The 20,920-nt window shown below is 69.3% G+C and carries 22 protein-coding genes and 1 tRNA gene; 14 read left to right on the forward strand and 9 right to left on the reverse strand.

The window, feature by feature from the left end:
* Positions 1-57: 57 nt before the first annotated feature.
* Positions 58-1,608: a trehalose-6-phosphate synthase gene (locus tag AB0H76_RS27275; protein WP_357329480.1), complete on the reverse strand. Its 1,551-nt coding sequence runs from the start codon at positions 1,606-1,608 to the stop codon at positions 58-60.
* Between the two features lie 111 nt (positions 1,609-1,719).
* Positions 1,720-1,890: a hypothetical protein gene (locus AB0H76_RS27280; protein WP_357329482.1), complete on the reverse strand. Its 171-nt coding sequence runs from the start codon at positions 1,888-1,890 to the stop codon at positions 1,720-1,722.
* Positions 1,891-2,011: 121 nt separating this feature from the next.
* Between AB0H76_RS27280 and AB0H76_RS27285 the strand changes: the two genes are divergently transcribed.
* The 3 genes from AB0H76_RS27285 (at position 2,012) to AB0H76_RS27295 (ending at position 3,426) form a co-directional block, all read left to right on the forward strand.
* On the forward strand, positions 2,012-2,845 hold the full coding sequence (locus AB0H76_RS27285; RefSeq protein WP_357329484.1) for an alpha/beta hydrolase: 834 nt from the start codon (positions 2,012-2,014) through the stop codon (positions 2,843-2,845).
* Between the two features lie 151 nt (positions 2,846-2,996).
* Positions 2,997-3,239, forward strand: coding sequence for an MbtH family protein (locus AB0H76_RS27290; RefSeq protein WP_011207082.1), 243 nt, complete (start codon positions 2,997-2,999; stop codon positions 3,237-3,239).
* A 115-nt stretch (positions 3,240-3,354) separates the two neighbouring features.
* A tRNA-Thr gene (locus tag AB0H76_RS27295) sits at positions 3,355-3,426 on the forward strand.
* Between the two features lie 54 nt (positions 3,427-3,480).
* Here AB0H76_RS27295 and AB0H76_RS27300 read toward each other — a convergent pair.
* Both AB0H76_RS27300 and AB0H76_RS27305 read right to left on the reverse strand, forming a co-directional pair.
* On the reverse strand, positions 3,481-3,906 hold the full coding sequence (locus tag AB0H76_RS27300) for an HIT family protein (RefSeq protein WP_357329486.1): 426 nt from the start codon (positions 3,904-3,906) through the stop codon (positions 3,481-3,483).
* A gap of 20 nt (positions 3,907-3,926) precedes the next feature.
* On the reverse strand, positions 3,927-4,304 hold the full coding sequence (locus AB0H76_RS27305) for a PH domain-containing protein (protein WP_357329488.1): 378 nt from the start codon (positions 4,302-4,304) through the stop codon (positions 3,927-3,929).
* Positions 4,305-4,415: 111 nt separating this feature from the next.
* On the opposite strand from AB0H76_RS27305, the gene purD reads away from it, so the two are divergent.
* Complete coding sequence (gene purD, locus AB0H76_RS27310; protein WP_357329490.1) at positions 4,416-5,687, forward strand: phosphoribosylamine--glycine ligase; 1,272 nt, start codon at positions 4,416-4,418, stop codon at positions 5,685-5,687.
* Here the strand turns inward: purD and AB0H76_RS27315 are convergent.
* Entirely contained in the window at positions 5,684-6,682 is a 999-nt protein-coding gene (locus AB0H76_RS27315; protein WP_357329492.1) for a M23 family metallopeptidase, read from the reverse strand. The genes purD and AB0H76_RS27315 overlap by 4 nt on opposite strands.
* Positions 6,683-6,769: 87 nt before the next feature.
* Between AB0H76_RS27315 and AB0H76_RS27320 the strand changes: the two genes are divergently transcribed.
* The 5 genes from AB0H76_RS27320 (at position 6,770) to AB0H76_RS27340 (ending at position 11,725) form a co-directional block, all read left to right on the forward strand.
* On the forward strand, positions 6,770-7,927 hold the full coding sequence (locus AB0H76_RS27320; RefSeq protein ID WP_357329494.1) for a pyridoxal phosphate-dependent aminotransferase: 1,158 nt from the start codon (positions 6,770-6,772) through the stop codon (positions 7,925-7,927).
* A 130-nt stretch (positions 7,928-8,057) separates the two neighbouring features.
* Positions 8,058-8,750 (forward strand): TetR family transcriptional regulator, encoded by a 693-nt coding sequence (locus AB0H76_RS27325; protein ID WP_357329496.1) that lies wholly within the window; start codon positions 8,058-8,060, stop codon positions 8,748-8,750.
* A gap of 3 nt (positions 8,751-8,753) precedes the next feature.
* Positions 8,754-10,175, forward strand: a complete 1,422-nt coding sequence (purB, locus tag AB0H76_RS27330; protein WP_357329498.1) for an adenylosuccinate lyase — start codon at positions 8,754-8,756, stop codon at positions 10,173-10,175.
* Positions 10,176-10,216: 41 nt separating this feature from the next.
* Positions 10,217-10,639 carry an HIT domain-containing protein gene (locus AB0H76_RS27335; RefSeq protein ID WP_357329500.1) on the forward strand — a complete coding sequence of 141 codons (423 nt, stop codon included), beginning with the start codon at positions 10,217-10,219 and terminating at the stop codon, positions 10,637-10,639.
* Between the two features lie 138 nt (positions 10,640-10,777).
* Positions 10,778-11,725 (forward strand): alpha/beta hydrolase family protein, encoded by a 948-nt coding sequence (locus AB0H76_RS27340; RefSeq protein ID WP_357329502.1) that lies wholly within the window; start codon positions 10,778-10,780, stop codon positions 11,723-11,725.
* Here AB0H76_RS27340 and AB0H76_RS27345 read toward each other — a convergent pair.
* A complete protein-coding gene (locus tag AB0H76_RS27345) occupies positions 11,722-12,762 on the reverse strand; it encodes a DUF2330 domain-containing protein (protein ID WP_357329504.1) in 1,041 nt (346 codons plus the stop codon). The two genes, AB0H76_RS27340 and AB0H76_RS27345, sit on opposite strands and share 4 nt — an antisense overlap.
* Positions 12,763-12,844: 82 nt before the next feature.
* Between AB0H76_RS27345 and AB0H76_RS27350 the strand changes: the two genes are divergently transcribed.
* A complete protein-coding gene (locus tag AB0H76_RS27350; RefSeq protein WP_357329506.1) occupies positions 12,845-14,992 on the forward strand; it encodes a S9 family peptidase in 2,148 nt (715 codons plus the stop codon).
* A gap of 52 nt (positions 14,993-15,044) precedes the next feature.
* Here AB0H76_RS27350 and AB0H76_RS27355 read toward each other — a convergent pair whose 3' ends face one another.
* Positions 15,045-15,341, reverse strand: coding sequence for a hypothetical protein (locus tag AB0H76_RS27355; RefSeq protein ID WP_357329508.1), 297 nt, complete (start codon positions 15,339-15,341; stop codon positions 15,045-15,047).
* Positions 15,342-15,437: 96 nt separating this feature from the next.
* Here AB0H76_RS27355 and AB0H76_RS27360 point away from each other — a divergent pair, with 96 nt between their 5' ends.
* Positions 15,438-16,139: a DUF2334 domain-containing protein gene (locus tag AB0H76_RS27360; RefSeq protein WP_357329510.1), complete on the forward strand. Its 702-nt coding sequence runs from the start codon at positions 15,438-15,440 to the stop codon at positions 16,137-16,139.
* A gap of 133 nt (positions 16,140-16,272) precedes the next feature.
* On the opposite strand, the gene AB0H76_RS27365 is transcribed toward AB0H76_RS27360, so the two are convergent.
* Positions 16,273-17,643 carry a glutamate decarboxylase gene (locus tag AB0H76_RS27365; RefSeq protein ID WP_357329512.1) on the reverse strand — a complete coding sequence of 457 codons (1,371 nt, stop codon included), beginning with the start codon at positions 17,641-17,643 and terminating at the stop codon, positions 16,273-16,275.
* A gap of 258 nt (positions 17,644-17,901) precedes the next feature.
* Between AB0H76_RS27365 and AB0H76_RS27370 the strand changes: the two genes are divergently transcribed.
* Positions 17,902-19,263, forward strand: coding sequence for a dipeptidase (locus AB0H76_RS27370; protein WP_357329514.1), 1,362 nt, complete (start codon positions 17,902-17,904; stop codon positions 19,261-19,263).
* Here the strand turns inward: AB0H76_RS27370 and AB0H76_RS27375 are convergent.
* Entirely contained in the window at positions 19,260-19,904 is a 645-nt protein-coding gene (locus tag AB0H76_RS27375; protein ID WP_357329516.1) for an MBL fold metallo-hydrolase, read from the reverse strand. The two genes, AB0H76_RS27370 and AB0H76_RS27375, sit on opposite strands and share 4 nt — an antisense overlap.
* A 93-nt stretch (positions 19,905-19,997) precedes the next feature.
* Between AB0H76_RS27375 and purS the strand changes: the two genes are divergently transcribed.
* Both purS and purQ read left to right on the forward strand, forming a co-directional pair.
* Positions 19,998-20,231 carry a phosphoribosylformylglycinamidine synthase subunit PurS gene (gene purS / locus AB0H76_RS27380; RefSeq protein WP_357329518.1) on the forward strand — a complete coding sequence of 78 codons (234 nt, stop codon included), beginning with the start codon at positions 19,998-20,000 and terminating at the stop codon, positions 20,229-20,231.
* Complete coding sequence (gene purQ, locus AB0H76_RS27385; RefSeq protein ID WP_357329520.1) at positions 20,228-20,905, forward strand: phosphoribosylformylglycinamidine synthase subunit PurQ; 678 nt, start codon at positions 20,228-20,230, stop codon at positions 20,903-20,905. Before purS ends, purQ begins: the two co-directional genes overlap by 4 nt.
* Positions 20,906-20,920: the final 15 nt, after the last annotated feature.

Genomic DNA, 20,920 nt, shown 5'->3' on the forward strand with positions numbered 1-20,920 from the left:
CTGCGCCAACCCACTGCGAAGTAGCTGGACCCAGGCTGGGAGGTTCCTGTGAACGCCCTACCGCCGCGGCGACCGCTCCTCCGGGTACACGTCGTCGTCGGTGAGCAGCGCGCTACCCGCCACCTGATCCTGGGCCAGCGCCTCCAGGAACGAGCGGGCCCAGCGATCCACGTCGTGGGCCAGCACCTGGCGGCGCAGCGAGCGCATGCGGCGGCGCTTGGTGTCGCGCTCGTCCTCGATGGCCGAGACGATGGCGTCCTTCACGCTGTCCAGATCGTGCGGGTTGCACAGGTAGGACTGGCGTAATTCCGCTGCGGCGCCGGTGAATTCGCTCAGCACCAGGGTGCCGTTGAGGCCGCTGTGGCAGGCCACGTACTCCTTGGCGACCAGGTTCATGCCGTCGCGCAGCGGAGTCACCAGCATGACGTCGGCCGCCACGAAGAAGGCGATCAGCTCCTCGCGCGCGATCGGCCGGTGCAGATAGTGCACGACCGGGTGCCCGACCTCGGCGAACTCGCCGTTGATCCGGCCCACCTGGCGTTCGATATCGCCGCGCATCTGGATGTAGGACTCGACGCGCTCGCGGCTCGGGGTGGCCAGCTGGACCATCACCGTGTCGGCCGGGTCGATCCGGCCCTCGACGAGCAATTCCTCCAGCGCGTTGAGCCGGATGTCGATGCCCTTGGTGTAGTCGAGCCGGTCGACGCCGAGCAGGATGTGCTTCGGATTGCCCAGCTCCGCCCGGATCTTCGCGGCCCGGTCGCGCACCGATTTGCGCCGGGACAGCTCGTCCATCTCGGCCGAGGCGATCGAGATCGGGAACGCGCCGACCCGGACCGTGCGGAAACCGACCTGCACCACGCCCAGCTTGGAGCGCACACCGACGGTGCCGCGCGAGGTGGGCTGGCCGGCCAGCCGGCGCGCCAGATAGAGGAAGTTCTGGGCGCCGCCGGGTAGGTGGAAACCGATCAGATCCGCGCCGAGCAGGCCCTCGATGATCTCGGTCCGCCACGGCATCTGCATGAACAGCTCGACCGGCGGGAACGGGATGTGCAGGAAGAAGCCGATGGTCAGATCCGGACGCAGCATGCGCAGCATCTTCGGGACCAGCTGCAACTGGTAGTCCTGCACCCAGACGGTGGCGCCCTCGGCGGCCACCTTGGCGGTGGCCTCGGCGAAGCGGCGGTTCACGTTGACGTAGGCGGCCCACCAGACGCGGTCATAGGTGGGGCGCACGATCACGTCGTGGTAGAGCGGCCACAGGGTGCCGTTGGAGAAGCCCTCGTAGTAGTCGGCGACCTCCTGGGAGGTCAGCGGCACCGGATGCAGTTCCAGGCCGTCCTCGATGATCGGGTCGACATCGACATCGGGCACGCCGGCCCAGCCGACCCAGGCGCCCTTGTTCATCCGCAGGACTGGTTCCAGCGCGGTGACCAGGCCACCCGGGCTGCGTTTCCAGCGGGAGGTGCCGTCGGGTAGTCGCTCGAGGTCGACCGGGAGGCGGTTGGCGACGACGACGAAGCCGGAGCCCGCCCCGCCCGCCGCCGGTCCCGCATCGGACCGGGGGTGCTCGGAGTCGTCGGACGGCTGGTCGGTCATCTGGTCCATTCACGCATCCTTCGCGCGTCGCGGTGCCCGGTGAGGGTGACGCAAGGGGTTGAGATCGACGGCGCCGTTGTCGTCGAACGGTGGTCGGGTATTACCCGGCCGCCCAGTCCGTTATTCGCCGCGACCGACCGGAGTGATGCCCAGCATCGACAGCAACATCCGGCACTCGTCGGCGTCCTCAGCGTAGGCCGCGACAACGCGCTGGGCCTGACGTGCGGTTTCGTCGGCGAGTGGTTCCAGTTCGTCGTCCGCGATGTCGTTCGCGCTGCCCTTCGCGGCCATCTCTTTTCCTCCCGGCTCATTACGCTCGTACGTGCGAATAGTCAATGGTATATGGCTTCGGCGGCCTCTCGCGGCTCCCTATACCGTGGGGGCCAGCATCAACTCCACGAAAGGGTCGACAATGCCGCTGGCCACGGTAAACGGAATTCCCCTCAACTACCAGGTCAAGGGTGACCGGGCCAAGGGCACCGACGTCAAGGGCGGGGGCCCGCTGGTCGTGATGATCATGGGCACGGGCAGCCCCGGACGGGTCTGGGAATTACATCAGGTACCCGCGTTGCTCGCCGCCGGATACCGCGTGTGCACCTTCGACAACCGCGGCATCGCGCCCACCTTCGAAGGCGCCGGCGGCATCCACATCGATGAGCTGGTCGCCGACACCGCGGCCCTGATCGAGCTGCTCGGCGAGGGTCCGGCGCTGGTCGTCGGGACCTCGATGGGCGCGCGGGTGGCGCAGGAACTGGCGCTGGCCCGGCCCGATCTGGTGCGCAAGGCGGTGTTCATGGCCGGGCACGGGCGGCTGGATCAGTTCCAGAAGACGCTCTCGCTCGGCGAGCACGCCCTCGACGCCAGCGGGGCGCAGCTGCCCGCGAAATACGAGGCGGCGATGACCGCCGTGATGAACCTCTCCCCGGCCACGATGGCCAACGCCAACGCGGCCCGGGATTGGCTGGATCTGTTCGAGTTCACGGGTGGGCCGGTGACGCCGGGTATCCGCGCTCAGCGCCGCATGGACCACGATTTCGACCGGGTCCAGGCATACCGTGGCATCACCGTGCCGTGCCTTTCGGTCGGTTTCGCCGACGACCGGATGATCCCGCCCTACCTGTCCAGGGAGGTTGCCGACGCCATCCCGGGCGCGCGCTACCAGGAGATTCCCGATGCGGGGCACTTCGGATACCTGGAACGGCCGGAGGCGGTCAACAAGATCCTGCTCGATTTTTTCGCGGCATGAGGTAACCCCCTACAGGTAACGTCGGCCTTGCTAGGGTCGACACACGCTCGGGGAGTCATCCGGCGCTCCACTTGTGCTGTGGCACAAGCTTGGCGCCGGACGGGCCCAGGAGCCGGTCCAATACACAGCGCCAGTATCCAGTGAGGTGAAATTGAGCACCAACCCCTTCGACGACGAAGACGGCCGCTTCTTCGTTCTGGTCAACGACGAAGAACAGCATTCCCTGTGGCCGGCTTTCGCCGAGGTCCCGGCCGGGTGGCGAGTCGTGTTCGGCGAGGACAGCCGTGCCGCCTGCGTCGAATATGTCGAGAAGAACTGGACGGATATGCGTCCGAAGAGCCTGCGTGATGCCATGGCCGCCGATGACGCGGCACGTCAGGGCGCCCAGTCCTGACCCGCGGTAGCTGAATACTGCGCCGGGGACCGCAAGCTGAGCCGCCGCCGTGCGCGGCACCGTTACTCGGTGTCGCGCGGGCGGCGCGCCCGGTTATGATGTCCTCCGCTCACCCGCCTCCTTAGCTCAGTGGTAGAGCACCGCTCTTGTAAAGCGAAGGTCGTCAGTTCAATCCTGACAGGGGGCTCACGCAGAAAAGGGTGGTCACCACACCGGTGACCACCCTTTTTCGTGCTTCGGTTCAGTCCGGGACGTGGGCGGAGTGGCCGAGGTCGTGCAGGGCCTGTTTGATCTTGGCTTGGGCTTCGTCGAGGGAGTCGGGGGTGGGGTCGGGGTTGGCGCCGGAGATGTCGAAGTCGCCCATGGAGTAGGCGGGGAAGACGTGCAGGTGCAGGTGGGGGACTTCCAGGCCGGCGATGAGCAGGCCGGCGCGGGGGGCGTCGAAGGCCTTGCGGACGGCCTGGCCGATGGTCTGGGCGAGGGCGTTGAGGCGGGCGAAGGTGCTCCCGTCGACGTCCTGCCACTGGTCGATTTCCTTGCGCGGGACGATCAGGGTGTGCCCCTGGGTGACCGGGGCGATGGTCAGGAAGGCGACGAATTCGTCGTCCGCCCAGACGAACCGGCCGGGGAGCTGACCTTCGATGATCGCGCTGAAGACAGAAGCCATGCCTCGCAGCGTATCCCGCGCTACGCCGCAGCGAAGTGCGACAGGATGCCCTGCACCTCGTAGATGTCGACCTGCCGGTTGAACCGTTTCTGCAGGGGTTCGGCGGTGCCCGCGATCCAGATGACGAGCTCGGCATCCAGATCGAAGGTGCCCGCCGTCTCGACCGAGAAATGCGTGATGGCCCGGTAGGGCACGCTGTGATAGCTGACCTTGCGCCCGGTCACGCCCTGCTTGTCCACCAGGATCAACCGGCGGTTGGTGAACAAGATCGCGTCGCGAACGAGCAGATACGCCGCGTAGACGCTTTCCTCGGCGCCGAGCAGCTTGGCGTACTCCTGCTGGGCCTTCGCCGGATCGAGCCGCCCGGCATTGCCCATGATTCCGTCGATCAGACCCACGGTCGACCACAACCTTCAGATGTGTTGGGGATCAGTGTGAATCGCTCCACACCCGTCCCCAACCATCATCCTCTTGGTGCGCCGCCGACGTGCCCACTTAAGCTGTTGGCCGTGCGCGTACTCGTGATCGGCTCCGGAGCCCGTGAACATGCTCTCGTTCTTGCCCTGCGCAAGGACCCCGCGGTGACCGCGCTGTTCGCGGCGCCCGGCAACCCGGGTACCGCGCAGCACGCGCAGAACCATCCGATCGACCCGTCCTCCGGGGAAGCCGTCGCGGCGCTGGCCACCGAGCTGGACGCCGACCTGGTCGTGGTCGGCCCCGAGGTCCCGCTGGTGCTCGGCGTCGCCGACGCGGTCCGCGCCGCGGGCATCGCCTGTTTCGGCCCGTCGGCCGCGGCCGCGCGCATCGAGGGCTCCAAGGCCTTCGCCAAGGACGTGATGACGGCGGCGGGTGTCCGCACCGCGCACAGCGAGATCGTGGACACCCCGGCCGAACTGGACGACGCCCTGGACCGTTTCGGCCCCACCTGGGTGGTGAAGGACGACGGCCTGGCCGCGGGCAAGGGCGTGGTCGTCACCACCGACCGGCTGGCCGCCCGCGATCACGGCGCGGAACTGCTGGAGCAGGGCCACCCGGTGCTGCTGGAATCGTTCCTGGACGGCCCCGAGGTCTCGCTGTTCTGCTTCGTCGACGGCGAGACCGTGGTCCCGCTGCTGCCCGCGCAGGACCACAAGCGCGTCGGCGACGGCGACACCGGCCCGAACACCGGCGGCATGGGCGCCTACACCCCGCTGCCGTGGCTGCCCGCCGAAACCGTCACCGCCATCGTGACCGACGTGGTCGAGCCGGTCGCCGCCGAGATGGTGCGCCGCGGCTGCCCGTTCTCCGGCCTGCTCTACGCCGGTCTGGCGATCGGCGCGGGCGGTCCCGCGGTGGTCGAATTCAATTGCCGCTTCGGTGATCCGGAGACCCAGGCCGTGCTCGCGCTGCTCGACAGCCCGCTCGGCGAACTGCTGAACGCCACCGCCACCGGCACGCTCGCCGAGGTCGCCGCGCCGCGCTGGCGGGACGGCTCGGCCATCACCGTGGTCATCGCCGCCGAGAACTACCCGGGCCGTCCGCGGCTGGGCGATGTCATCACCGGCGCCGCTGACAGCGCCTCGGACGAGAACACCTCGGTCATGCACGCCGGGACCGCGCTGCGCGAGGACGGCGCCCTGGTGTCCGCGGGCGGGCGCGTCCTCAATGTCGTCGGCGTCGGCGCCGATCTGTCCGAGGCGCGCGCGAACGCCTACGCCCGGATCCCCGCGATCAAGCTCCCGGGCAGCCACTTCCGCACCGACATCGGCCTGGCCGCGGTCGAGAACCGCATCACCGTCTAGAAGCCGAGGCCGTTCGCGGCCAGCCAGGCCTGCGGGTCGATGTGCTGGCCCCGGGCGATGACCTCGAAGTGCAGGTGCGGCCCGGAGGAGTCGCCGCGGTTGCCCATGCGCGCGATCTGCAGCCCGGCCGGGACGCGTTCGCCGACCGAGACGAAGAAGTCGTACATGTGCCCGTAGACGGTGATGGTGCCGTCGTCGTGGCGGATGCGGACCCACAGGCCGAAGCCCTGGGCCGGGCCGGCGTCGATGACGGTGCCGCTCGCGACGGCGTAGATCGGGGTGCCGATCGGCCCGGCGATGTCGATGCCGTTGTGGAAAGTGCCCCAGCGGGAACCGAATCCCGAGGTGAAGGTGCCGCGAGTGGGGAGAACCATGCCGGCGATACCGGGCAGGATCGAGCCGGGCGGCAGGGGAGTGGTGGCCGACATCCAGGGCTGGACTTCGCCCGCGGTGGCCGCGGCGGCTTCGGCTTTGGCGCGTTCGAGGGTGGCGCGGGCGGCGGCGGCGACTACAGCCTGCTCGCGGATGCGCTCACCGTTGGCGATGGCGGTGAGATAGCGCTTCACCGAGGGCACGGTGGGCTGGATCAGTTGTTCGTGCGCGAAGGCGACGCGTTGTGCTTGGTTCGGGCCGGGTGTGCGGTCGGTGACGCCCCAGTCGAAGGAGGAGTCGGCCGAGGCGAACAGCGCCACCGCCAGGAAAACCGTCAGTTTTCCGCGGTGCTGCCAGAGCAGCGCTCTGTAGTCCCGATTTCTCTGCCGCGCCCAGAGCTGTCTCAGGTCCGGGCGTGGTCTGCTCGATAGCTCGTCGATCCATTGTCTGACGCGTAGCGACCGGGCTCGGGAATTCGGCGGCCGGTCGGCGAATCTGGCGCGCCAGTCGGGCCGGACCACGCCGATGCCGCCCACTCCGCGCACCCCGTCCAGCCCCGCGCGGCGCGCGCTGGGCGACGGCGGGCGGCGAAGCCGACGGAGTGGTCTGGCACTGTCAAGCATTAGGCCGACCCTAGCCTTTGTCGCGCCTGCGACAAAGGTTGTGCGGGCCCGTGGTGTCGCGCGTCCGCAGCGGTTACGGTCTCTCGGGTGTCCCGAGAATCTCGCCGGTCGATCATTCCCACTTTCTACGTGATGGATGTCTGGAAAGCCGCCGCCGAACGTGCCCGCACCCATGGTGACGTGGTCGTTCTCGCTGCCGGGCAGCCCTCGACACCGGCCCCGGCGCCGGTGCTACGCGCCACCAAGCAGGCCATCGACGCGGAATTGCTGGGTTACACCGAGACTTTCGGGATCTTGCCGCTGCGTGCGGCGATCGCCGAGCATCATCGCCGGACCTACGGCTACCAGGTGGACGCCGACGACGTGGTGGTGACCACCGGTTCCTCGGGCGCGTTCACGCTGATCTTCCTGGCCGCCTTCGACGCCGGCGATACCGTGGTGGTGGCCCGCCCGGGCTATCCCGCCTACCGGAACACCCTGAACGCCCTGGGCTGCCGGGTGGTGGAGCTGGATTGCCGCGCCGACACCAGGTTCCAGCCGACGGTGGCGATGCTGGCGGCGCTGCCGGAGCCGCCGAAGGGCCTGATCATCGCCAGCCCGGCCAATCCGACCGGGACGATGATCGAACCGGACGAGCTGGCCGCCATCGCCCGCTGGTGCGACGAGCACGGCACCCTGCTGATCTCCGACGAGATCTATCACGGCATCACCTACGGCGCGGAGGACACGCGCTCGTCCTGGGCGACCTCGCGCAACTCGGTGGTGATCGGCTCGGTCTCGAAGTACTTCTCGATGACCGGCTGGCGGCTGGGCTGGATGCTGGCCCCGGCCGACCTGCGTCCCGCTTTGCAGCGGCTGGCCTCGAACATGACGGTCTGCCCGCCGGCCATCTCGCAGTACGCGGCGCTGCACGCGTTCGGCGCGGAGGCGAAAGCCGAACTCGACGGCCATGTCTCGCGCTACGCGATCAATCGCAAGCTGTTGCTGGACGGTCTGACCGCGCTCGGCATCACCGATTTGGCGCCGGCCGACGGCGCGTTCTACGCCTATGCCGATATTGGTCATTTGACCGACGATTCGCGTAAGTGGTGCGCGGAAGTGCTCGAGGCCACGGGCGTAGCCTTGGCGCCGGGCATCGATTTCGACACCGTGAATGGCCATCGGACCGTTCGGTTCTCTTTCGCGGGCGCGACCGCGGATATCGAAGCGGCCCTGCTCCGCCTGGGTCAATACCTGCGCGGCTGAATAATTGTGCCCGGCAACAAGTTTGCCGAGATTCGCACCCGGGCGTGGGGAATGCGGTAAAACATCGATGGCTGGGATTCCTCTTACGATTTCGCACGGGTGAACCGATGACGACTGGCACGATGGCACGGTGATAACCGCGACGACCCCCAAAGGCGAACGGCGTCGCCAGGCTTTGGTAGCGGCCGCCGCCGAGTTGTTACTCGAAGGCGGATTCGATGCGGTGCGGCATCGATCGGTGGCCACGCGCGCCGATCTGCCGTTGGCATCGACCACGTACTACTTCGAGTCGCTGGAAGATCTGATCGCGCGCGCGGTCGAGTTCAGCGGCAACGCGGAGTTGGACGCGATGCGCCGCCGGGTCGGCGAGGTCTCCCATCGCCGCCGCGGCGCGGAGGCGACGGTGGATCTGCTGCTGGATCTGCTGGTCGGCGCCGACGGCCACGACGAGAACCCGAGCCTCGAGGCGCACCGCAACCACGGCGCGCCCCGTACCTCGCCGGACCGGCTCGGTCAGCTGATCGCCCGCTACGAGCGGTCGGTGGCCTCGGCCCGGCATCCGGAATTGCGCGAGGTGCAACTACGCCTGCGCGCGCAACTCGACGAGCTGCTCGGCGACGTGCTGCGCCGTTCGGACCGCCTGGTCCGGCACGAACAGGTGCGCCGGCTGGTCGCGGTGGTGGACGGCGCGGTGGTCGCGGCGCTCACCGAACTCGACCCCGAACCGCGCCGAATGGCACGCGGTGCACTGTTGGAGATCATCGATATCGTCGCGCCGGCGACGCCCCAGCAAGTGGACAGGTACCGGGCACTAGACTCGTAAGACGTGAGTCTTGTGCCGAACGTCCTCGCCACCAGGTATGCCAGCCCGGAACTCGTGCGCCTCTGGTCGCCCGAGAACAAGATCGTGCTCGAGCGCCGGTTGTGGCTGGAGGTGCTGCGGGCGCAGTCCGAGCTCGGCATCGAGGTGCCGGCCGGGGTGCTCGAGGACTACGAGCGCGTCATCGACCAGGTCGACCTGGCCTCGATCGCCGAGCGCGAGCGGGTCACCCGCCACGACGTGAAGGCGCGCATCGAGGAGTTCAACGCGCTGGCCGGGCACGAGCACGTGCACAAGGGCATGACCAGCCGCGACCTCACCGAGAACGTGGAGCAGTTGCAGATCCGGCTGTCGCTGGAGCACGTGCACGCCCACGGTGTCGCGGTCGCGGCGCGCCTGGCCGAGCGGGCCGGGGAGTACCAGGCGCTGGTGATGGCGGGTCGTTCGCACAATGTCGCCGCCCAGGCCACCACCCTCGGCAAGCGTTTCGCCTCGGCCGCCGACGAGGTGCTGATCGCGCTGCAGCGCCTGCGCGAGCTGCTCGACCGGTACCCGCTGCGCGGCATCAAGGGCCCGATGGGCACCGCACAGGACATGCTCGACCTGCTCGACGGCGACGCCGCGAAGCTCTCCACCCTGGAGCAGCAGGTCGCCCGCCACCTCGGTTTCGCGAACGTACTGACCAGCGTCGGCCAGGTCTACCCGCGCTCGCTGGACCACGACGTGCTCTCCGCGCTGGTGCAGCTCGGCGCGGGCCCGTCCTCCTTCGCGCACACCATCCGCCTGATGGCCGGCCACGAGCTGGTCACCGAGGGTTTCCAGCCCGGTCAGGTCGGCAGCTCCGCGATGCCGCACAAGATGAACACCCGCTCCTGTGAGCGCGTCAACGGCCTGCAGGTGGTGCTGCGCGGTTACGCCTCGATGGCCGCCGAGCTGGCGGGCGCGCAGTGGAACGAGGGCGACGTCTTCTGCTCGGTGGTGCGCCGGGTCGCGCTGCCGGACGCCTTCTTCGCCATCGACGGCATGATGGAAACCTTCCTCACCGTGCTCGCCGAGTTCGGCGCCTACCCGGCCGTCGTGGCCCGCGAACTGGACCGCTACCTGCCGTTCCTGGCCACCACCCGGATGCTCATGGCGGCGGTGCGCGCGGGCGTCGGCCGCGAGACCGCGCACGAGGTCATCAAGGAGCACGCCGTCGCCGTCGCCTTGGCGATGCGGGAGCAGGGCCGGGAACCCGACCTGCTCGACCGCCTGGCCGCCGACCCCCGCTTCCCGCTCGATCGCCCGGCGCTGGACGCCGCCCTGGCCGACAAGTCCGCCTTCATCGGCGCGGCCGAAGCCCAGGTCGCCGACGTCCTCGCCGCCGTCGAGAAGCTCGCCGCCCAGTACCCCGACGCGGCCCGCTACACCCCGTCCCCGATCCTGTAGTCCCGCAAGGGTTCGGGACCGGGGCCGGTTAGGGTCGCGGGGTGAATCCGTACACGATTTTCGCCGATATCGTCGCCGGGCGGTCACCCGCCAGCAAGGTGTACGAGGACGACGATGTGCTGGCGTTCCTGGATATCCGGCCGATGACGCCGGGGCATGTGCTGGTGGTGCCGAAGGTGGCGGCGCGGAGTCTGGCCGAGCTGGATCCGATGGTCGGGGGCAAGCTCTTTCAGGTGGGCCAGCGGCTGGCGGCGGCGTTGCGGGCCAGTGAGGTGGCGTGCGACGGGGTCAATTTCTTCCTCGCGGACGGTGTGACGGCGGGGCAGGAGGTGTTCCATGTGCACCTGCACGTGATTCCGCGGCTGCCCGGGGACGGGTTCGGGTTGCGGGGCCGGCCGACCAGCCCGCGGCGGGCGGATCTGGACTACCTCGCGGGATCGATCCGAGGTGCGCTCGAGCGGTAGCCGGTAACCATGCTTCTTCCGTACCGGATAGTTTGCTGACCGGATGCTAAATTACTGTTTCATCGCATATATAGCGATGGTGGGATAGCTTGGCAGGTAACGCAATGCGGTGACCGGAGGTGTGTTGTGCGCCGAGCGATGGTAGCTGTAGCAATGCTGGTGTTCGCCCTCGCGGGTGTATGGCCGACTGCCGCCGAGCCGGCGACCGCCACGGCCGCGCGCCTGGTGCACATCGAGGAGCGGAGCCCGACCCGCTCGGCGGTCTTCATCGACTCCGCGGCGATGGGCCGGATCATCCAGGTGGACGTGCTGCATCCCGCCGACGGCGGCGCGCGCCCCTCCTACTACCTGCTCGACGGCCTGGATCCCGGTGCCGGGCAGAGCACCTGGACCAACGCCACCGACGCCGAGCCGTTCTTCGGTGACAAGCGGGTCAACGTGGTGCTCCCCGTGGGCGGGCAGGCCAGCTACTACACCGACTGGCAGCAGGACGACCCGCGGTTCGGCCGCTACCAGTGGGAAACCTTCCTCACCGCGGAACTGCCGCCCATCATCGACGCCGAGTTCAACGGCAACGGCGTCAACGGGATCGGCGGGCTCTCGATGGGCGGCAACGCCGCCTTCATCCTCGCCGCCCGTCATCCGGAGCTCTATCGCGCGGTCGCCGGGTACAGCGCCTGCCCGGATACCGGCATGGCCGCGCCCGCGATCATGTTCTCCGTCGCCAACCGCGGCGGCAACCCGCTGAACATGTGGGGCCCGCCCGGTAGTCCGGAATGGGGCGCGCACGATCCCGCGCTGCTGGCGGAACGCTTGCGCGGCAAGACGATCTATCTCTCCACCGGCACCGGCATCCCCGGCAAGCACGAGCTGGAGATCAAACCGCAGCTGCCCGAGAACCTGGTGTTCGGCGGCCCGATCGAAACCGGCGTGAACGCCTGTGTGGTGTCCTTCGGGGAGCGCCTGCGCGGGCTGGGCATCCCGGCCCAGATCGATCACAGCCTGACCGGCACGCACTCGTGGTCCTACTGGCAGGACACCCTGCACGCGTCCTGGCCCACCCTGGGCGCGGCGCTCGGCGCCTAGGCCCCGCGGACCCGGCGCACGACCACGCCGATGCCGACCGCCAGCACCAGCAGCGCGCCGACCAGCAGCGGCGGCCCGGCGGGTACCCCGAACAGCGCGACATCCTCGCGCCGCCGGATCACCTGGCGATAGGTGGTGTCCGACGGTGCGGCCGCGAAGCCGAAATCGCTGGTGATGCCGGACGGCTGGTGGATCGCGATCGAGAGTTCGGTCAGGTAGTCGCGGCCGGCGGCGGCCGGTCCGGCCAGATCCGGGTCGGTCGCCGCGCCGATCCGCCCCGCGAAATCGACGGCGACGACCTGGTTTCCGGCGTCCGGGTCATCGCGCCGCACTCGATGGTCGCTGAGTACGTACAGCCGCACGTATTGGGCGGCGGTGGCCGCGCTAGACATCCGCATCGGATAGACGAGCCGGTCGGAGTCGAAGCTGAGCCGCACCGGGTCGAGCGCTCCGGCCAGCGGCTTGCTGCTGGTCAGCCGCATCGCGACGAACGACCAGCCCGCGCGCAGATACGGCTCGAGCGTCGCGACCACCTCCGGGCGCAGCACGTAGCCGTTGTCGCGCAACCAGTTCCGGACACCGTCCAGCTCACCACCGGTGAGCGTGGTGGCCTCCAGCGGACCCAGCTGCACCTGGCCGAGCACGGTGGGCCCGCCGGGCGCGCCGGCCATCGCGCCCTCGTCGGCCGACCAGAACCAGCGCCGTTCGGTGTGGACCGCGGGCGCGGTCAGCCGCTTCAGCTCGGCGAAGGTCGCGGCGGTCCCCGCCGAGACCTGGGCCGGGGCCGGCGTCGGCACGATCAGGGCGGCATTGTCGGTACCGGATTGCAGCGCGAGCTGCATCACGATGGTTTCGCGCCGCCCGTCCCAGTCGACGAGTGCCACCTCGTTGTGCACCGAGGCGACGGTGTTCGCGTCGCGTGGCAGGGCCACCCCGCCGCAGGCGCACGCGGCGGCCGGCGCCAGGGCGCCGATTCCGGTGAGCGAGAAGAACATTGCGAGGACGGCCGCGACCCGTACGGCCAGGGTGGAGCGCATGCAGGCGAGACTACCGCCGCGGCGGGCACCGGGACAGGCGCATCACCCGAGGTCCAGCGCCTCGGAACAGTAGGGTAGGACCATGTCTGTCGAGAGTGTGGTGGCGGCGCCGATCGCCAAGCGGGTGCCGGAGCAGCGCGAGCATCACGGTGATGTCTTCATCGACGAGTACGAGTGGCTGCGCGAGAAGGACGACCCGGAGGTCGTGGCGCATCTGACGGCGGAGAACGCCTACACCGAGGCGCAGACCGCGCACCAGCGCGGGCTGCGCGAGAAGATCTTCGACGAGATCAAGTCGCGCACCCTGGAGACCGATCTGTCCGTGCCGACCCGGATCGGCGACCACTGGTACTACTCGCGCAGCTTCGAGGGCAAGCAGTACGGCGCCAGCTGCCGGTGCCCGATCGATGCGAACGCCGAGGGCATCGACGCCTGGACGCCGCCGCAATTGGTTGTGGGCACGGAGATTCCGGGTGAGGAGGTGCTCCTCGACGTCAACGCGCTGGCCGAGGGCCACGAGTTCATCTCCCTGGGCACCGTCTCGGTGAGCCGTGACGGCCACCTGCTCGCCTACTCGATCGACATCGTCGGCGACGAGCGGTACACGCTGAAGTTCAAGGACCTGCGCACCGGCGAGCTGCTGGCCGACGAGATCGCGGGCACCGCGGGCGGCGCGACCTGGTCACACGACGGGACGCACGTCTTCTATCAGACCGTGAACGCCGCGTGGCGGCCCGACACCGTCTGGCGGCACCGCCTCGGCACCGAGCGCGACCAGGACGTCAAGGTCTTCCACGAGCAAGACGAGCGGTACTGGGTCGGCATCAGCAGCACCCGCTCGGAGAAGTATCTGATCATCGGGCTGCAATCCAAGATCACCAGCGAGCTCTGGCTGCTGGAATCCGACGATCCCGAGGGCGAGTTCCGGGTCATCCTGCCGCGCCGGGAGGGTGTGGAGTACTCGGTCGAGCACGCCGAGATCGGTGGCGAGGATCGCTTCCTGATCCTGCACAACGACGTGGTGGACGGGGTGAAGGCGGAGAACTTCGTGCTCTGCGACGCCCCGGTGTCCGATCCTTCGAACATGACGCTGCTGATCGGGCACCGCGACGACGTCCGCCTGGAGGACGTGGACGCGTTCCGCGATCATCTGGTGCTCGGCTACCGTCGCGAGGCGCTGCCCCGGGTCGCGGTCTGGCCGCTGACCGATACCGGTTACGGCGAGCGCCGGGAACTGGAATTCGATCTGGAGCTGTTCTCCGCCGGCGCGGGCGGCAATCCGGAGTGGGAGCAGCCGACGCTGCGGATCGGGCTCACCTCGTTCCTCACGCCGATGCGGGTCTATGACTACGTGCCCGCGACCGGTGCGCTGCTGCTCCGCAAGGAGTCGCCGGTGCTCGGCGGTTACGACCCGGAAGAGTATGTACAGCAGCGTGATTGGGCGGTCGCCGCGGACGGCACCCGGGTCCCGATCTCGCTGGTGTGGAAGAAGGACGCCGTCACCGACGGCCCGAAACCGTTGCTGCTCTACGGATACGGCTCCTACGAGTCGCCGATCGACCCGTACTTCTCGGTGCCGCGGTTGTCGCTGATGGACCGCGGCATGGTGTTCGCGGTCGCGCATGTGCGCGGCGGCGGCGAGATGGGCCGGCTCTGGTACGAGCAGGGCAAGACGCTGTCGAAGAAGAACACCTTCACCGACTTCATCGCTTGCGCACAGCATCTCATCGATTCCGGGGTGACGGCCGCGGACCGGATGGTCGCCGACGGCGGCAGTGCCGGCGGCCTGCTGATGGGCGCGGTGGCGAATATGGCGCCGGAGTTGTTCAAGGGCATCATGACCAGCGTTCCGTTCGTGGATCCGCTCACCTCGATCCTGGACCCGGAGTTGCCGCTCACCGTCATCGAGTGGGACGAGTGGGGAAATCCGCTGGAGGACAAGGATGTCTACCACTACATCAAGTCCTACTCGCCGTACGAGAACGTCGAGGCCAAGGACTACCCGGCCATTCTGGCCATCACCAGCCTGAACGACACCCGCGTGCTCTACGTCGAACCGGCCAAGTGGGTCGCCAAGCTGCGCGCCACCAAGACCGGGGACGCCCAGCTCCTGCTCAAGACGGAGATGAGCGCGGGGCACGGCGGCGTGAGCGGCCGGTACGAGAAGTGGAAGGAAATCTCCTTCGAGTTCGCCTGGCTGCTCGACACCGTCGGCCTGGGCGGCGAATAACGCTGTGCCGCTGATGATCCCGGCCTGATCGGCAGGCCGGGATCGGGCGCGGTCAGATCCCGCAGTTCACGATGTCGTCGAGCATCTGCTGCCGGTTCTGCTCGCGGATGTGCTCGATTCCCCGGTAGGCGCCGCGGGCGTCGAGCACCGCGATGTAGGCGTCGGCGATCTGCTGCGGCGTCGCGTCCGGCGCCTCGGCCCGCACCTTGTCGGCGAAACCCTGTGCCGCGGCACACCTTTCCTCCGTGGTGAAGATCGGCGGCGGCGGATCACCGAGATCGGCTGACGCCGTCCCCGGGGCGATCAGTAGTAGTGGCGTGACAAGGGCGCTGAACAGTGCTGCTCTCACCTCCGCAATCCTAGACATCGAGACCGTGACGGGCTGTTCGTCACTTGGTCACGTGCTTTGCACGCCCAGGACATGTCCGGCTGGCACCGTGAGTTCATGAACGCTGAGCTATTGGTATCGGTGTCCGGCATCCGGGACACCACCCGCGATGCCGCGATCGAGTTCGCCGCCGAGATGGATCAGCGCGATGTCCGGTTGTCGCTGCTGGTGGCGCCGCGGCTGAAGAACGGCTATCGGCTGCTGGCCGATCCGGGGACGCAGGCGTGGCTGCGCGGCCGCCGGGCCCGCGGCGACGCCATGGTTCTGCACGGGTACGACCAGGCGGCCACCAAGCGGCGGCGGGCCGAGTTCGCCACGCTGCCCAAGCACGAAGCGCGGCTGCGGTTGACGGCGGCCGATCGCGTGATGGAACAGGCGGAGCTGCGGACGCGGCTGTTCGCGGCGCCGCGCTGGGACGCCTCGCACGGCGCGGTCGCGGCGCTGCCCGAGGCCGGGTTCCGGCTCGCGCTGGGCCTGACCTCGATCCTGGACCTGGAACGCAATGCCGCGCAGAAGACCCGTGTTTACGGGATCGGGGAGGGGTTCCGCGCCGAGCCGTGGTGGTGCCGGGCACTGATACTGGGTGCCGCCCGCACGGCTCGGCGTGGAGGTGTCCTGCGCCTGGCGATCTCGGCCGCGCAGTTGCAGCGGCCGGGCCCGCGCCAGGCGATGCTGGACGCCGTGGATCTGGCGCTGTTCCACGGCGCGCGCAGTGAGGTCTACCGCTGGGAGCCGTTCGCCACGGCCCGGGCGGCCTAGACGCCGCCGTTGTGCGGTGTGGTCGGTGCCGCGGCCGGGTTTGTGCCCGGTGCAAGCGCCGGCAGGCGCCGCCGCCCGGGTGATGGCGTACACGGGCGGCGGCGTGCGGCGAAATCCGCAGGGGCCGAGGCGCTTACGGAACGGCGGGACGGTCGTCGTGGCGGAACGTGCCCGCCTCGTCCCGGCCCAGGCCCATCGCGTGCCGGTCCAGTTGCGCGAGGCAGCCCGCGACATCGTCGAGCAGCAGGTCGGCCATGTCGACGGTGAAGCCGTGCCGGACGACCGCGCGCATGACCGTCTCGGTGCCGCGCTCAGCCGGCAGGGGCGCGGCGGCGAGGGACCAGCCGCGGGTGCGCAGGCGGTCGGACAGGTCGTAGAGGGTGTAGGGCCGACCGGGTCGCAGCCGCCAGGAGACCGCGGTGCCGCCCTTGCCCGGATCGCCGTCGTGGATCATCTCGAACACGCGGAACTCGTCCAGCCGCTTCGCCAGATGCCTTGCGACCCGGTAGATCTCGGACTGCACGCGGCTGTAGCCCGCGTGCCCGAGCCGGATGAACTCGTAGTACTGGGCGATGACCTGCCCGCCGGGGCGGGAGAAGGTGAGATTGACCGTGGCCGCCGAACCGCCGAGATGGTCGACGTCGAAGACGAGATCCGCGGGCAGGTCGGCGGCGTCGCGCCAGATCGCCCAGCCCGCGCCGAGCGGGGCCAGGCCGCTCTTGTGGCCGGAGGCGTTGATCGACTTCACCCGCGGCAGCCGGAAATCCCAGACCAGGTACGGCGCGCAGAACGGCGCCAGGAAGCCGCCGCTGGCGGCGTCCACGTGCAGGGGAATGTCGAGCCCGGTCCGCTCTTCCAGCCGGTCGAGTTCGCGGCTGACGCCGGCCACGTCCTCGAACAGGCCGGTATGGGTCTGGCCGAAGGTCGGCACCACCATGATGGTGTTCGCGTCGCAGGCCGCGACCAGGTCGGCCGGGCGCGGCGTGAGGTGGTCGCCGCGCGGCGGTAATCGGCGGATCTCGACGTCGAAGTAGCGCGCGAATTTCGTCCAGCAGACCTGTGCGGGCCCGCACACGAAGTTGGGTGTGCCGGTCCCGCCGCGGTGGCGCCAGCGGAACTTCGCGGCCAGCCCGCCGAGCAGGGCGGCCTCGCTGGAGCCGGTGGTCGAGACGCCCCGGGTGCCCGCCGGGTCCGGTGCGTGCCAGAGGTCGGCGATCATTCGCACGCAACGCTTTTCGAGTTCGGCGGTGCGCGGGTACTCGTCCTTCTCGATGATGTTCTTGTCCAGCGACTCGGCCATCAACCGCCGGGCCTGGTCGTCGAGCGCGGTGGTGCAGAAGGTCGCCAGGTTGGTTCGGGAGACGCCGTCGAGCAGCAGTTCGTCGTGCACCAGTTCGTAGGCGGTCTGGGCGAACATCTCCCCGGCGGGGAAGCCCTCCCGGGGCGCGCCCCGCCGCGCGCCGGGCACGGCGAACAGGTCGTCGGAATCCGGGTTCTCGGGCATCCTCAAACCTCCAGGAGCGTTCGCGGCGGTGGTCGGCAGTGCTTGTGGCCGATCCAGAATCGCATATCCGGCGCTTCGCGTATTGCCAATCGTTCGCGACACGGACCGGTCGGTCCGTCAGGTGTGCGCAAGGGGCTGGAAGTTCCGTGTCACAGTGAGATAGCGGAATGATTGCCCGAGTGCCGGTGGTGGCATGGGTATTGTCGGACTGCTGATTCACCGAGCTGCAAGACCCGGACAACCACAGGAGATACCGGCATGACCGCCGATGGGCCGCAGACCGCCGAATTGCGCACGCGCGTAGCCGCTTTGATGCCGCAGGCGAAGAAAGATCTGACCCAGCTGGTTTCGTTCCGATCGGTGGCCGACCCGCGCCAGTTCCCACCGGAGGAGTGCGAGCGGACCGCGCAGTGGGTGGCCGACGCCTTCGCCTCGGTCGGCCTGCCGAAGGTCGGCCTGCACGAAACCCCGGACGGCAGTAAGGCGGTCATCGCCTCCCGGCCCGCGCCGCCCGGGGCCCCGACGGTCCTGCTGTACTGCCACTACGACGTGCAGCCGCCGCTGGACGCCGCCGCCTGGCGCACCCCGGTGTGGGAGCTGACCGAGAAGAACGGCCGCTGGTACGGCCGCGGCAGCGCCGACTGCAAGGGCAATATCGTGATGCACCTGACCGCGCTGCGGGCCATCGATCCCGAACTGCCGCTGGGCATCACGCTGGTCTCGGAGGGCTCGGAAGAACAGGGCACCGGCGGGCTGGAACGGTTCGTCGAGGCGCACCCGGAGCTGCTGCGCGCGGATGCGATCGTGGTCGGCGACTGCGGCAACTTCGCCGTCGGCGTCCCGACCTTCACCGAAACCCTGCGCGGCAACGTCAATGTCGTGGTGACCGTGGAAACCCTTGCCGGGCCGATGCATTCGGGCATGTTCGGCGGCGCCGCGCCGGACGCGCTGGCCGCGCTGATCCACCTGCTGGCCACCCTGCGCGACGAGCACGGCAACACCACCGTCGACGGCCTGTCCAACGACCAGCGCTGGACCGGGGTGCAGTACCCGGCCGAGAAGTTCCGCGCCGACGCCGGCGTCCTGGGCGGCGTCGACCTGCTCGGCGAGGGCACCGTCGCCGACATGCTCTGGGCCCGGCCGGTGCTGACGGTGCTCGGCCTGGACGTGCCGCCGGTGGTCGGCTCCGCGGCCGCCATTCAGCCCAGCGCCCGGGCCCGGCTCAATCTGCGGATCCCGCCGGGCACCGACGCGCGGGCCGCGTTGCAGGCGCTCACCGAGCACCTGCGCGCCAATGTGCCCTGGCACGCGCGGCTGACGATCGAGACCGAGGCCACCGGCGCGCCGTTCCGGTCCGGCCGCGGCGGCCCGGCCCGCACCGCGATGGAGGCCGCGCTGGCCCAGGCCTACGGCAAGGCGGCGACCACCCAGGGCCAGGGCGGCTCGATCCCGCTGTGCAACGTCTTCGCCGACACCTACCCGGACGCGGAGATCATGCTGCTGGGGGTGGAGGAGCCGAAATGCCTGATCCACGCACCCAACGAGAGCGTGGATCCGGTCGAGATCGAGAATATGGCGCTCGCGGAGGCGCTGTTCCTGACCGCCTACGCCCGGCCCTAGAACTCGCGCTGGGTCTCGGGCTCGACGACGGTGAATTCGGTTCCGGCGGGCCCCATTTCGGCCAGCCGGCCGAAGTAGATCCCCTGCGCCTGCGGTTCGATGATGCCGTAGTGGATGGGGAGCGCGGTGCGCGGGCGCACCGCGCGCAGGTAGTCGACGGCCTCGCTGAGCCGCATCCACGGCGCGGCCGCCGGAATCGCCAGCACCCCGACCGGCACCGGCGGCACCCACAGTGAATCGCCGGGATGCACCAGCTCGGCCGGGTCGTCGGCGGTGCCGAGCTGGAAGACGGTGTTGTCGACCACCGGGAGGTCCGGGTGGATCACCGCGTGCCGGCCGCCACCGCCGGTGATCCGCAGGTCGCCGAGCTCGATGACGTTGCCCGCGTGCACCGCCTCCCACTTACCGCCCTGCTGGTGGGCGGTTTGCGGATCGGAGAACAGTCGCGCGCCGGGATTCCCCGCCAGCAGCGCGTCGATCCGGGACGGGTCGATGTGATCGGGATGCTGATGCGTGACCGCGATCGCGTCCAGATCGGTGAGGCCTTCGAAGCCGTGGGCGAAGGTGCCGGGATCGAACAGCACCTTCTTGCCGTGCAGCTCGACGAGGAGACACGAGTGGCCGAAGTGGGCTATGCGCATGCCGCCATCGTATTGACCCCGGAGCCTGGGCGGGGGAGGCCGACAACTACGCTGGTCGAGTACCCCCACACCACCACACCTGAGGAGCAACGCGTGGCACGAGTCGTGGTCGAGGTGATGCCGAAAGCCGAGATCCTGGATCCGCAGGGGCAGGCGATCGTCGGTGCGCTCCCGCGTCTGGGATTCGCCGGTATCGCGGATGTGCGGCAGGGCAAGCGATTCGAACTCGATGTGGACGACTCGGTGAGCGACGCCGAGCTCGAGCAGATCGCCGAAGCGCTGCTGGCCAACACCGTCATCGAGGAGTGGAAGGTCGTCCGGCTGTGACAGCGCGTATTGGTGTGATCACCTTTCCGGGCACGCTCGACGATGTCGACGCCGCCCGCGCGGTGACCCGGTCCGGCGCCGAGGCGGTCAGCCTGTGGCACGCCGATGCCGACCTGAAGGGCGTCGACGCGGTCGTCGTGCCCGGCGGCTTCTCCTACGGCGACTACCTGCGCTGCGGCGCCATCGCCCGGTTCGCGCCGGTGATGGGCAAGGTCGTCGAGGGCGCCAAGGCCGGCCTGCCGGTGCTGGGCATCTGCAACGGCTTCCAGGTGCTGTGCGAGGCCGGTCTGCTGCCGGGCGCGCTCACCCGCAACGAGGGCCTGCACTTCATCTGCCGCGACGAGTGGCTGCAGGTCGAGTCGGTGGATACCGCTTGGACCTCGCGCTACGAGCCGGGCGCGCAGATCCTGATCCCGCTGAAGTCGGGCGAGGGCCGCTACCAGGCCTCGACCGAGGTGCTCGACGAGCTGGAAGGCGAAGGCCGGGTGGTGTTCCGCTACGCGGGCGCGAACCCGAACGGCTCACAGCGCGGTATCGCCGGCATTGCCTCGGCCAACGGCCGGGTCGTCGGCCTGATGCCGCACCCCGAGCACGCGACCGAACCGCTGACCGGTCCGAGCGACGACGGCATGGGCCTGTTCCTGTCGGTGCTCGATTCGCTGGTCTCGGCTTAGATTTTTCCCGCAGGC

This window comes from Nocardia sp. NPDC050712, assembly GCF_040654295.1.
In the GTDB taxonomy this organism is placed as follows: Bacteria; Actinomycetota; Actinomycetes; order Mycobacteriales; family Mycobacteriaceae; genus Nocardia.